The 12,402-nt window shown below is 61.9% G+C and carries 13 protein-coding genes; 6 read left to right on the top strand and 7 right to left on the bottom strand.

What is annotated here, in order from left to right; translation table 11 throughout:
• Positions 1-5: 5 nt before the first annotated feature.
• Complete coding sequence (gene ppdD, locus WCL58_RS15860) at positions 6-443, bottom strand: prepilin peptidase-dependent pilin (RefSeq protein ID WP_084826847.1); 438 nt, start codon at positions 441-443, stop codon at positions 6-8.
• A 190-nt stretch (positions 444-633) separates the two neighbouring features.
• Positions 634-1,524: a carboxylating nicotinate-nucleotide diphosphorylase gene (nadC, locus tag WCL58_RS15855; protein ID WP_102985451.1), complete on the bottom strand. Its 891-nt coding sequence runs from the start codon at positions 1,522-1,524 to the stop codon at positions 634-636.
• Between the two features lie 84 nt (positions 1,525-1,608).
• Here nadC and ampD point away from each other — a divergent pair, with 84 nt between their 5' ends.
• Entirely contained in the window at positions 1,609-2,205 is a 597-nt protein-coding gene (gene ampD / locus WCL58_RS15850; RefSeq protein WP_084826845.1) for a 1,6-anhydro-N-acetylmuramyl-L-alanine amidase AmpD, read from the top strand.
• Positions 2,205-3,059: a beta-lactamase regulator AmpE gene (gene ampE / locus WCL58_RS15845; protein ID WP_126191778.1), complete on the top strand. Its 855-nt coding sequence runs from the start codon at positions 2,205-2,207 to the stop codon at positions 3,057-3,059. The genes ampD and ampE overlap by 1 nt, the downstream gene beginning before the upstream one ends.
• A gap of 60 nt (positions 3,060-3,119) precedes the next feature.
• On the opposite strand, the gene hemL is transcribed toward ampE, so the two are convergent.
• On the bottom strand, positions 3,120-4,409 hold the full coding sequence (gene hemL, locus WCL58_RS15840) for a glutamate-1-semialdehyde 2,1-aminomutase (protein WP_049272773.1): 1,290 nt from the start codon (positions 4,407-4,409) through the stop codon (positions 3,120-3,122).
• Positions 4,410-4,583: 174 nt separating this feature from the next.
• Between hemL and clcA the strand changes: the two genes are divergently transcribed.
• Both clcA and erpA read left to right on the top strand, forming a co-directional pair.
• Positions 4,584-6,023 (top strand): H(+)/Cl(-) exchange transporter ClcA, encoded by a 1,440-nt coding sequence (clcA, locus tag WCL58_RS15835; RefSeq protein ID WP_047728941.1) that lies wholly within the window; start codon positions 4,584-4,586, stop codon positions 6,021-6,023.
• Between the two features lie 89 nt (positions 6,024-6,112).
• Entirely contained in the window at positions 6,113-6,457 is a 345-nt protein-coding gene (gene erpA, locus WCL58_RS15830; protein WP_033649222.1) for an iron-sulfur cluster insertion protein ErpA, read from the top strand.
• A 56-nt stretch (positions 6,458-6,513) separates the two neighbouring features.
• On the opposite strand, the gene WCL58_RS15825 is transcribed toward erpA, so the two are convergent.
• The 4 genes from WCL58_RS15825 to mtnN all read right to left on the bottom strand — a co-directional run bounded on the left by WCL58_RS15825 (position 6,514) and on the right by mtnN (position 9,086).
• Complete coding sequence (locus WCL58_RS15825; protein WP_139159353.1) at positions 6,514-6,762, bottom strand: hypothetical protein; 249 nt, start codon at positions 6,760-6,762, stop codon at positions 6,514-6,516.
• Positions 6,763-6,962: 200 nt separating this feature from the next.
• Positions 6,963-7,577 (bottom strand): TRIC cation channel family protein, encoded by a 615-nt coding sequence (locus WCL58_RS15820; protein WP_038873529.1) that lies wholly within the window; start codon positions 7,575-7,577, stop codon positions 6,963-6,965.
• Entirely contained in the window at positions 7,577-8,362 is a 786-nt protein-coding gene (btuF, locus tag WCL58_RS15815; RefSeq protein WP_064290783.1) for a vitamin B12 ABC transporter substrate-binding protein BtuF, read from the bottom strand. The genes WCL58_RS15820 and btuF overlap by 1 nt, the downstream gene beginning before the upstream one ends.
• 22 nt (positions 8,363-8,384) lie before the next feature.
• Positions 8,385-9,086, bottom strand: coding sequence for a 5'-methylthioadenosine/S-adenosylhomocysteine nucleosidase (mtnN, locus tag WCL58_RS15810; RefSeq protein ID WP_049200308.1), 702 nt, complete (start codon positions 9,084-9,086; stop codon positions 8,385-8,387).
• A gap of 129 nt (positions 9,087-9,215) precedes the next feature.
• Between mtnN and dgt the strand changes: the two genes are divergently transcribed.
• Positions 9,216-10,733, top strand: coding sequence for a dGTPase (gene dgt, locus WCL58_RS15805; RefSeq protein ID WP_336851364.1), 1,518 nt, complete (start codon positions 9,216-9,218; stop codon positions 10,731-10,733).
• 179 nt (positions 10,734-10,912) lie between these two features.
• On the top strand, positions 10,913-12,352 hold the full coding sequence (gene degP, locus WCL58_RS15800) for a serine endoprotease DegP (RefSeq protein WP_033637134.1): 1,440 nt from the start codon (positions 10,913-10,915) through the stop codon (positions 12,350-12,352).
• Positions 12,353-12,402: the final 50 nt, after the last annotated feature.

Genomic DNA, 12,402 nt, shown 5'->3' with positions numbered 1-12,402 from the left:
TGCCGTTACTCCGCCGCGTTGTCGAAGCGGAAGACTTCCTGGCACACCTCAACCAGCGTTGCGTTTTCGCTGCTGCACAGCCGGCTCCAGCGGGTCAGCCCATCGGCGTTCGCTTTGGGGGTTAATGCCACCGCCAGCCCCTGCAGCGTTTGGGTGCCGGTCAGCGTGATCACGCCTTTGGCGACTTTCACCCCGCTGACGTAACGCGACGTGCCGCTGGTGGGAATGCCTTTGCTGCCGGCCTCACAGCCGGTGGGGGCGCCTTCGTCCAGCACGCACAGCTCGACCGCCAGTTTATACGGCGCCATGGTTTGCAGCATGTCGGTCATTGCCGCTTTCTGGATGTAGCGCTGGTAGGCAGGGATGCCGATGGCGCTGAGGATGGCGATGATGGCGATCACCACCATCAGTTCTATCAGGGTAAAGCCGCGTTGCGTTTCCATGCGTTGTTTTCTCCATTGGGGTGTGGAAGACAACGGTAGCGGCTTGCTCGGGGGCTCGGCGAGGGGCTTTTGCGCGTTTCTCGGCGCGCTTCCATCAGTAATGATGTCGTTTGCAGCGGTGAAAAAAACGGTGAGAGGAGGTTCGCAATTTTACGGTAACGCCCCCGACAGCGGCCGGGGGCGAGGGGGATCATTTGAAGCGCATCGACAGATCGAGTGCAGTGATGTGCTTGGTCAGCGCGCCGACCGAAATGTAATCCACGCCGGTCTCGGCAAAGGTGCGCAGCGTCTCGCTGGTGACGTTGCCGGACACCTCCAGCTGGGCGCGGCCCTGGGTTTGAGCGACCGCCTGACGCATCATCTCGACGCTGAAGTTGTCCAGCATGATGATATCGGCACCGGCATCCAGCGCCTGCTGCAGTTCATCGAGCGATTCGACTTCCACTTCCACCGGCACGTCGGCGTGCAGCCAGAAGGCTTTTTCCACCGCGTTCTTGATAGAGCCGGAGGCGATGATGTGGTTTTCCTTGATCAGGAAGGCGTCGGACAGCCCCAGCCGGTGGTTGCTGCCGCCCCCGCACAGTACGGCGTATTTCAGCGCGGTGCGCAGGCCGGGCAGGGTCTTGCGGGTATCGAGCAGGCGAGTCCGGGTGCCTTCCAGCAGGGCCACGTAGCGGTTGACCTCGGTCGCCACGCCGGAGAGCGTCTGCACGAAGTTCAGCGCGGTGCGCTCGCCGGTCAGCATCACCCGCGCGGGGCCGCGCAGCCGGCAAAGCGGTTGGTTCGGCGTCAGGCGGTCGCCGTCCGCCACCAGCCACTCCACCTGCACCTGGTTGCCCAATTGAATAAAGACCTCATTCAGCCAGCGGCGGCCACAGAATACGCCGGCTTCGCGGGTGATGACGGTGGCTTCGGCCTGCTTGTCCGCCGGTAACAATTGCGCGGTAATATCGCGCCCGGCGTCGACTTCACCCCCCAGGTCTTCGCGCAGCGCCTGGGCGACGGCATAGGGAATATCACTTTCAATTCGTTCAAGAAGCTCGGTGCGGCGACTGTCGGCACTGTAGCGGCGTGTCGGCATGGAAAACTCCGAAATGGACGGTTAGATCGTAGGGGAACATGCTACTCTGTTGCAGGAATAAGTACCACCGCAGAGAGGTGTCTGATGCAGTTGGAAAATGGCTGGATTGTCGGGGTGACGCGAGTGCTCTCGCCGCACTGCGATCGGCGCCCGGATGACGAGCCCCCCTCGCTGCTGGTCATCCACAACATCAGCCTGCCGCCCGGCGAGTTCGGCGGCCCCTATATCGACCAGTTGTTTACCGGTACGCTCGATCCCGCGCAGCACCCCTATTTCGCCGAGATCCATCAGCTGCGGGTGTCGGCGCACTGTCTGATCCGCCGCGACGGGGAGATCGTGCAGTATGTGCCCTTCGACCAACGCGCCTGGCACGCGGGCGTTTCCCTGTATCAGGGGCGCGATCGGTGCAACGATTTCTCCATCGGCATCGAGCTGGAAGGCACCGATCTGTTGCCTTACACCGAGGCGCAATACCGCACGCTGCAGGCGGTCACCGCGCTGTTGGCCGAACATTATCCGCCGCTGGTGGCCAATATCGCTGGGCATTGCGATATCGCCCCCGGCCGCAAGACCGATCCCGGGCCGGCGTTCGATTGGGATCGCTATCTGGCATCTCTGGAACAACGCGATGCGCCCGCCGACGCTATGCTTGAGACAAGAAAAAGGGAGAGGAATCGCTAATGACGCTGTTTACGCTGTTGCTGGTTTTGGCCTGGGAGCGCCTGTTTAAGCTGGGAGAACATTGGCAGCTGGACCACCGTCTCGAAGTGGTGTTTCAGCGGCTGCATCGGGTTTCGCTGGCGCAGACGCTGGCGATGACCGCCGCTTGGATGGTGATCGTCTGGGGCGTTCTGTGGCTGTCTCACGGATTGTTCTTCGGCGTGGTGACGCTGCTGCTGTGGATCGTCATCGATCTGCTGTGCGTCGGCGCCGGCATCAAGCGCAAACACTACCGCGCCTACCTCAAAGCGGCGCGGCAGGGCGATACCCACGCCAGCGATCAGATGGCGGAAGAGCTGGCGTTGATCCACGGTTTGCCGGTGGACTGCAGCGAAGAGCTGCGCCTGCGCGAGCTGCAAAACGCGCTGCTGTGGATCAATTTCCGCTATTACCTGGCGCCGCTGTTCTGGTTCGTGGTCTTTGGGTCTTACGGGCCGATCGCGTTGGCGGGGTATGCCTTCCTGCGCGCCTATCAAACCTGGCTGGCGCGTCACAATACGCCGCTGGAGCGTTCGCAGTCGGGTATCGATCATCTGCTGAACTGGTTGGACTGGATCCCGGTGCGTTTGGCCGGGGTGGCCTACGCGCTGTTCGGCCACGGCGAGCGTGCGCTGCCGGCCTGGTTCGCCTCGCTGGGGGATCGGCATTCGTCGTCGTATCAGGTGTTGACGCGGCTGGCGCAGTTCTCGCTGGCGCGCGATCCGCATATGGACCCGGTGCAAACGCCGCGGGCGGCGGTGACGCTGGCTCGCAAGGTGACGATGATCATCGTGGTGGTGGTGGCGCTGTTGACCATTTACGGCACGCTGCTTTAAGCGGCTGCGAAAAACAAAACGGGCGCCGAGGCGCCCGTTTTTTTGGCCATTCGGCCGGGATTACAGCTTGGCGAAGCAGCGACGCGCGGCGTCGATGGTGCGCTGAATATCTTCCTTGCTGTGCGCCACGGACATGAAGCCCGCTTCGAAGGCGGACGGCGCCAGATACACCCCTTCCTCCAGCATCAGGTGGAAGAAGCGCTTGAAGCGTTCCACGTCGCACTGCATCACGTCCTGATAGCAGGTCACTGTCGGCGCGTCGGTGAAGAACAGGCCGAACATGCCGCCGACGTTGTTGACCACCAGCGGGATATTCTCTTCCTGCGCCGCATGCAGCAGGCCTGCGGCCAGCATTTCGGTCAGTTCGGTCAGCGTCTGGTGCACGCCTACCTGTGATACTTCGGTCAGGCAGGCATAGCCCGCCGCCATGGCGATTGGGTTGCCGGACAGGGTGCCCGCCTGGTAGACCGGGCCGGTCGGCGCCAGCGCGTCCATCACGTCGCGGCGGCCGCCGAAGGCGCCCACCGGCATGCCGCCGCCGATGATTTTGCCGAGGCAGGTCAGATCCGGCTCAACGCCGTAATAGGACTGTGCGCCGGCCAGCGCCACGCGGAAACCGGTCATCACTTCATCGATGATCAAGAGCGCGCCGTACTTGTCGCACAGGGCGCGCAGGCCCGGCAGGAATTCCGGCAGCGGCGGCACGCAGTTCATGTTGCCGGCAACCGGCTCGACGATGATACAGGCGATCTCGGACGGGTACTGCTCGAAGGCGGCCCGCACCGAATCCAGGTCGTTATAGGTGCAGGTCAGGGTGTGCTTGGCGAAGTCGGCCGGCACGCCCGGTGAGTTCGGCTGGCCGAGGGTCAGCGCACCGGAACCGGCTTTCACCAGCAGGCAGTCGGCGTGGCCGTGGTAGCAGCCTTCGAACTTGATGATTTTGTCGCGGTTGGTGTAGCCGCGCGCCAGACGGATGGCGCTCATGGTGGCTTCGGTGCCCGAGTTCACCATACGCACCATATCCATGGTAGGCACCAGTTCGGTGACCAGCTGCGCCATTTTGACTTCCATCTCGGTCGGCGCGCCGAAGCTCAGGCCGCGCTGCGCCGCTTCGATCACCGCGTCGCGGATCGCCGGGTGGTTGTGCCCCAGCACCATCGGCCCCCAGGAACCGACATAGTCGATATAGGCCTTGCCGTCGGCATCGAACAGGTAAGCCCCGTCAGCCCGCTCGATAAACAGCGGCACACCGCCTACGCCGGTGAATGCACGCACCGGAGAGTTCACCCCACCGGGGATCAACTGTTGCGCCTGGGCGTACAGACTTTCGGACTTGCTGTGTAGGCTCATAAATCGGCTCCTGGATTCTCTTTTGAATGATTTGACCGCGCTATTCTAGAGGAGAGCGCCGCGTTATGAAACGATCACAGTCAGATACCATTAACGGCAGCGCCCGCCACCGGGTTGGGGTAGAATAACCGCCTTGCCTATTTGTATTACAAATTACCTGACGAATTACTCGCGATGACGGAATCACAATCACAGCCAGTCGGGACGTTGAGCCCGCGTCTTAGCCGCAGCGATGCGGTGCGTCAGTTTATTCGCCGCGATAAGACCCCGGTGGCGATCCTGGTGATGGCCGCGCTGGTGGGGACGCTGGCCGGTTTGCTCGGCGTGGCCTTCGATAAGGCGGTGGAGTGGGTGCAGCAGCAGCGGCTGGCTTCGCTGGCGCAGGTCGCCGACTCCTGGCTCCTGGTGTGGCCGCTGGCGTTTATCCTGTCCGCCGCGCTGGCGGCGCTGGGCTATTACCTGGTGCGGCGCTTTGCGCCTGAGGCGGGCGGCTCGGGCATTCCGGAGATCGAAGGCGCGCTGGAGGAGCTGCGGCCGGTGCGCTGGTGGCGCGTGATCCCGGTGAAATTCATCGGCGGCATGGGCACGCTGGGGGCCGGCATGGTGCTGGGGCGCGAAGGCCCCACGGTGCAAATGGGCGGCAACGTCGGGCGCATGGTATTGGACGTGCTGCGCATTCGCGGCGCCGAGGCGCGTCATACGCTGCTGGCGACCGGGGCCGCCGCCGGGTTGTCCGCCGCGTTCAACGCGCCGCTGGCCGGCATCTTGTTCATCATCGAAGAGATGCGGCCGCAGTTCCGCTACAACCTGATCTCGATTAAAGCGGTGTTTATCGGCGTGATCATGTCGAGCGTGGTATTCCAGCTGTTTAACGGCCAGGGATCGGTGATCGCAGTCGACAAACTTTCTTCGGCGCCCATCAATACCCTGTGGCTCTATCTGGTGCTGGGGGCGATATTCGGTGCGGTGGGCGTGGGGTTCAACGCGCTGATTTTCCGCACTCAAGACATGTTTGCGCGCCTGCACGGCGGCAGAATGCGCAATATTTTGCTGATGGGCGGGCTGCTCGGCGGCGTGTGCGGCATTCTGGGGCTGATCCAGCCGGAGGCGGCGGGCGGCGGCTTTGGGCTGATCCCGATCGCCGCGGCGGGCAATTACAGCGTCGGCATGTTGATGTTCATCTTTATTACCCGCATCTTCACTACGCTGCTGTGCTTCGGCTCCGGCGCGCCGGGCGGCATCTTTGCGCCGATGCTGGCGTTGGGCACGCTGTTCGGCACCGCCTTTGGGCTGGCGGGGGCGCATCTGTTCCCGCAGTACGGCATCGAGGCGGGCACCTTCGCCATCGCCGGCATGGGGGCGCTGTTCGCCGCTACGGTGCGCGCCCCGCTGACCGGCATCGTGCTGGTACTGGAAATGACCGACAACTACCAACTCATTTTACCGATGATCATCACCTGCCTCGGCGCCACGGTGGTGGCGCAGCTGCTCGGCGGCAAGCCGCTGTATTCGTCGATCCTGGCCCGCACGCTGCAAAGGCAGGAGGCGCAGCTGGCGCGGGAAGCGGCGGAGAAAACAGGTAAGGAAAATACAACAAATGCGGTGAATACTTGAACGCAACACTCAGGTATCGGATAATCGTTAATATTAATCAGGCAGCCATAGTCGCGATCTGATGCTGAACAATGTTGGGAGTAAAGAGTATGAGTGATCAAACGGCACTGCCCCTGCAATTTACCGAGGCAGCAGCAAGCAAGGTTAAGTTCCTGATTGCTGACGAAGAAAATCCGAACCTGAAGTTGCGGGTTTACATTACCGGCGGCGGCTGCAGCGGATTCCAGTACGGCTTCACTTTTGACGACAAGGTCAACGATGGCGACATGACCATCGAGAAGCAGGGCGTGGCGCTGGTGGTCGATCCGATGAGCCTGCAGTATCTGGTCGGCGGCTCGGTGGACTACACCGAAGGGCTGGAAGGGTCGCGCTTCGTGGTGACCAACCCGAATGCCAAAACCACCTGCGGTTGCGGTTCGTCGTTCAGCATCTGAGTTTGCCTGTCAGAATAGCAACCCGCTCGCCTTCCGGCCGGCGGGTTTTTTTATGCCTACCATTCCACGAGGATCACTTCTGCACCGTTCTCCTGTGCCGGTGGGCTGTGGATGATGTTCGGCTGCGCCGTTGCGTGGCTGCATTCGGCCTGTGGGGCGGCGGCCTCGAGGCGCACGGCGCATTGCGGTTCAATGGTCAGAGTAACGCCGATCTGGCCGCTGACGGCATCGGCATACGCGGCGCCACTCAGCAGGGTGCCACAGCAGGCAAGCAGAATTTTTTTCATCATTGCGGGAATAGTCATCCGTAAGCCATCTTGTGATGACTTATCGGCAAAAAGTTAAAAAGTTTTAACAGCGCGGGAAAGGAATTAACCTGCGGATAACAGAATTTTACATCGTCACTACGCTATTTTTCGGTCGAAAATAATACCATCAACCCCGTTAATAGTCTAATAAATCACCAGGTGCGGCGTTGCAAAGCGTCGCCCCGCAGGGCGACGGCTCAGCGTTCGAGAATAAAGGCGGGCAGTTTGAGGTGCCAGCGGATGGCTGCGAGGCGAATGGCCAGGGTGATGATCATGCCCAGCATCATGGCCTGTTGCAGCGGCATGTGGAAGGTGTAAAACGCCGTGGCGTGCACGATGCCGCCGATGATGCAGGCGGTGGCGTAAATTTCGGTGCGCAGGATCATCGGGATCTCGCGTGCCAGCACGTCGCGGATAATGCCGCCGCCGACGCCGGTGATCACCCCCATGCAGATTGCCACCAGCGGGCCGGTGCCGGCCGCGAAGGCCTTGTTGACGCCGATGCCGACGAACACCGCCAGCCCGACGGCGTCCAGCACCGGCAGCACCCACTTCGGCAGCCGGCGCGGCTGGCGCACCAGCAGCAGCGTCAAGACGCAGGTGATCATCGCCACCACCAAATCGGTGGGATCCTTGACCCAGAACACCGGGCCGTTGGCCAGCGCCATGTCGCGGATGGTGCCGCCGCCGACCGCGGTGACCACACCCAAGACCAGCACGCCGAACGGATCCATGCGCAGCTTGCCGGCCAACAGCACGCCGGAGACGGCGAACACCGCGGTGCCGAGAATATCCAACCAGAACACCAGCATCAGCGGATCTCCGCCAGCTGGCGGCACAGCTGCTGCGCCGCCAACGCAATGCGCGGCCCGCCGCGGTTGAACCAGTCTTCGTTCAGCGCGATCACCGGCACCTGCAGCTGCGGGGCCCAGAAGGCTTTCACACTGGCGGCTTCTTTCGCGCCCCCGGTGATGACGATGGCCTGCGGCTGGCGCGCCAACACCTGCTCGCGGCTGATCTGCGGCCAAGGGGTGCGGCTGTCGGCAAAGACGTTCTGCCCGCCGCACAGCGCCAGCACCTGGCTTTGCAATGTGGCGCCGGCGCTGGTGAACAGCGGCTGGGTGCCGAACTGCAGCAGCACGCGCCGCGATGGGTTAGCGGCATACTGTTGTTTGAGAGCGGCGAACTGGCGGCGAAGGCCCTCCGCCGCCTGATGCGCCTGCTCCGGGTGCGGGCTGTATTGCGCCAGCTGGTCCAGCAAACCGGCGATCCCTTCGAGGGTGTCGGCGTCCGCATAGAAAATCGGGATGCCGAACGCGGCGAGCTGATCCAGCACGCGCTGCGGATTGCCGCCGCGCCAGGCGAGGATCAGGTCCGGCTTGAGCGCCAGCACCCGCTCCAGATTGATGCCCTGCCAGGAGGCTACCTGCTCCAGCTTGGCGGCCTGCGGCGGATAATCGGAATAGGCGCTCGCCGCCACCAGCACATCGCCCATGCCGGCGGCATAGGCGAGTTCGGTCGCGTTGGGCGCCAGGCTGATCACCCGCTGAGCGGCGCCGGCCGGCATGGCCAGCCAGAGCGCCAACAGACAGAGCATCGAGGTGAAGCGCAGCCTCACATCAACCGCGCTTGGCCAGGGTTTGCAGCATGGCGTTGACCATCAGCGTAGACTGCTTGGCCGCTACCACCAGGAACTCGTCAAAGCTCATGTGCGATTCGCTGTCGGCGACGTCGGAAATGGCGCGCACCACCACGAACGGCGTACCGAACAGATGGCAGACGTGGGCGATCGCTGCGGCTTCCATTTCCACGGCGGCGACGCGCGGGAAGGTGGCGCGAATGCGCGCCAGCGGCTCGGCGCCGTTGATGAAGGCGTCACCGCTGCAGATCAGGCCGCGCACCGCGTGCAGATCCAGTTGTTTGATGCAGCTTTCCGCCAGCGCGATCAGCGCGTCGTCGGCGACGAACGCCGCCGGGCAGCCGGCCATCTGGCCCGGCTCGTAGCCGAAGGCGGTGACGTCTGCGTCGTGGTAGCGCACTTCTTCCGACACCACGATATCGCCCACGCGCAGGGTGCTGGCCAGGCCGCCGGCGGAACCGGTGTTGATCACCAGATCCGGGCTGCAGTGTTCCAGCAGCAGGGTGGTGCCCATAGCCGCCGAGACTTTACCGATGCCGGATTTCAGCAGAGCCACGTCAACGCCGCCGATCTGGCCGGTGTAGATTTCGCAGCCCGCGCGCTGGATGGTTTGACGGTTTTCGATTTGATCGCGCAGCAGGGTGACTTCCTGCTCCATTGCGCCGATGATGCCTACTTTCATAAATAACACTCGCTGATTGGCCGTGAGAATTGCGGCATAGTCTATCATGGCTGTGTATGAGAGATAATGCGTTGCATCCGCTGCCGGGAATTGTTATCACGGGGGCAGGGCGCAACGGCGGAGAAACAGATGTCCGGGATCGACTTCAAGCAAAAAATCAGCTTCCAACGGCCTTTCAGCAAACCGAGCGAGGCCGAGGAAGAGTACGACATCGTGCGGCAATTCGAGAGCGATCGCGGGCGCATCGTCAACTCGGCCGCCATTCGCCGTCTGCAGCAAAAAACCCAGGTGTTTCCGCTGGAGCGCAACGCGGCGGTGCGCAGCCGCCTGACGCACTCGATGGAGGTGCAGCAGGTTGGGCGCCACATCGCCAAAGAGATCCTCAACCGCTTCAAACAGGCGGGGAGAATTGATGAGCTCGGCCTGACCCGGCTGCTCGATCCGTTTGAAAGCATCGTGGAAATGGCCTGCCTGATGCACGACATCGGCAATCCGCCGTTCGGTCACTTCGGCGAGTCGGCGATCAACGACTGGTTTGCCCAACGGCTCGATCCCGCCAGCTGCGGCAGCGAGCCGGGCAGCCACGATCGCTGCCAGGTGGCGACGCTGCGCCTGCATGAGGGGGAAAGCGATCTGAACCGGCTGCGCAGCCGGATCCGTCAGGATCTCAGCCACTTCGAGGGCAATGCCCAAGCGATCCGCATGGTGTACAGCCTGCTCAAGCTCAACCTGACCTACTCGCAGGTCGGCTGCATTTTGAAATACACCCGCCCGGCCTACTGGGCGAGCGACATCCCCGCCAGCCACAGTTACCTGATGAAAAAGCCCGGCTACTATCTGGCGGAAGAGGCCTTCGTCGATCGGCTGCGGCGCGAGCTGCACATGGGCGAGTTCGATCGTTTCCCGCTGACCTATATCATGGAGGCCGCCGACGATATCTCGTACTGCGTGGCCGATCTGGAAGACGCGGTGGAGAAGAGCATTTTCACCGTCGAGCAGCTGTATCAGCACCTGATTCAGGAGTGGGGCGAGGTGGTGCCGGGCGATCTGTTCGACAAGACCGTCGCCAGCGCGTTTCGCAAGATCGATCGCGGCGGCGCGCGGCGCAGCGCGGAAGATCAGTTCTTCATGTATCTGCGGGTGTTTACCGTGGCGCGGCTGGTGCCGCACGCGGCGCAGCGCTTTATCGACAATCTGGATGCGGTCTATCAGGGCAGTTTCAATCAGGCGCTGCTGGAGGACTCCAGCCCGGCGTACCGGCTGCTGAAAATATTTAAAAATGTGGCGTTCAAGCACGTGTTCAACCACCCGGAGGTCGAGCAACTCGAGCTGCAAGGCTACCGGGTGATCAGCGGCCTGCTGGACATTTACAGCCCGCTGTTGGCGATGTCGTTGGCGGATTTCAGCCAACTGGTGCGCGAGGACAGCCATCGCGCTTACCCGATCGAAACGCGCCTGTTCCACAAGCTGTCCACCAAGCATCGGCTGGCGTATGCGGAGGCGGTAGAGGGGCTGCAGCATTTATCGCCGGAGCAGCAAGCCATTCGGGAATATTATTTCCGCGCGCGTTTATTGCAGGACTATATCAGCGGAATGACCGACCTTTACGCCTATGACGAATATCGTCGATTGATGGCGGCGGAATAATTACGCTGAAGAATAATTTTAGCAATTCCAATCGGTTGGCTGTCTCGAGTTTTGTAAAGACGGACAATATTTGTTTACTATTGCCAATCATCTGTGCCGGAACTTCGGGCTATTAATTAACTCTGAATAAGCACGCAAGACAGCCATTCTTTTTGAACGACTTTATAAGAGACACACAGATGAAAAAAACCGCATTAGTTCTGAGCGCACTGGCATTCAGTATCGGTATGGCGATGGGCCCGGTCACGGCCAGCGCCGCTGAAACCGCCTCTTCCAGCACCCAACAGCTGCCGAGCCTGGCGCCGATGCTGGAAAAGGTAATGCCTTCCGTGGTGAGCATTAACGTTGAGGGCAGCACCACGGTCAATACGCCGCGCATGCCGCAGCAGTTCCAACAGTTCTTCGGCGAAGATTCGCCGTTCTGTCAGGACGGTTCGCCGTTCCAGGGCTCGCCGATGTGTCAGGGCGGCGAACAGCCTGGGCCGGATGGCCAGCCGCAGGGCACGCAGCAGAAATTCCAGGCGCTGGGCGCCGGGGTGGTCATCGATGCCGCCAAGGGCTACGTGGTGACCAATAACCACGTGGTGGACAACGCCAACAAGATCCAGGTGCAACTGAGCGACGGCCGCCGTTTCGACGCCAAGGTGATCGGCAAGGATCCGCGTTCCGATATTGCGCTGATCCAGCTGAAAGACTTCAAGAATCTGACGGCGATCAAGATGGCGGATTCCGATCAGCTGCGCGTTGGCGATTACACCGTGGCGATCGGCAACCCGTACGGGCTGGGTGAAACCGCCACCTCGGGCATCGTATCCGCCCTGGGGCGCAGCGGCCTGAACATCGAAAACTACGAAAACTTTATCCAGACCGATGCGGCGATCAACCGCGGTAACTCCGGGGGGGCGCTGGTTAATCTCAACGGCGAGCTGATCGGCATCAACACCGCGATCCTGGCGCCGGACGGCGGTAACATCGGTATCGGCTTCGCCATTCCGAGCAACATGGTGAAAAACCTGACGGCGCAAATGGTCGAATATGGCCAGGTGAAACGCGGCGAGCTGGGCATCATGGGTACCGAGCTGAACTCTGAGCTGGCCAAGGCGATGAAGGTCGACGCGCAGCGCGGGGCCTTCGTCAGCCAGGTGATGCCGAAGTCTTCCGCGGCGAAGGCGGGCATCAAGGCCGGCGACGTGATCGTCACCATGAACGGCAAGGCCATCTCCAGCTTCGCCTCGTTCCGGGCGGAGATCGGCACGCTGCCAGTCGGCAGCAAGATGTCGCTGGGCATTATTCGCGACGGCAAGCCGGTGACGATTGACGTCACGCTGGAGCAAAGCGCACAGACCCAGGTGGCCTCGGGCAATATCTACACCGGCATTGAAGGTGCCGAGCTGAGCAACACCCAGGTCGGCAACGTGAAGGGCGTCAAGGTCGATAGCGTGAAAGCCGGCAGCGCCGCGGCGCGCATCGGCCTGAAAAAGGGCGACGTGATCCTGGGCGTGAACCAGCAGCCGATCCAGAACCTGGGTGAGCTGCGTAAAATCCTCGACAGCAAGCCGTCGGTACTGGCGTTGAATATTCAACGCGGCGAGAGCCAGCTGTACCTGCTGGCGCAGTGATAGGCGTCAGGCGTTAAAAAAACAAAGGCACGCTGCGGCGTGCCTTTTTG

Source organism: Serratia sp. TMDUHS_CL, assembly GCF_037137105.1.
In the GTDB taxonomy this organism is placed as follows: Bacteria; Pseudomonadota; Gammaproteobacteria; order Enterobacterales; family Enterobacteriaceae; genus Serratia; species Serratia nevei.
This window is presented reverse-complemented; position numbering and strand designations above follow the sequence as displayed.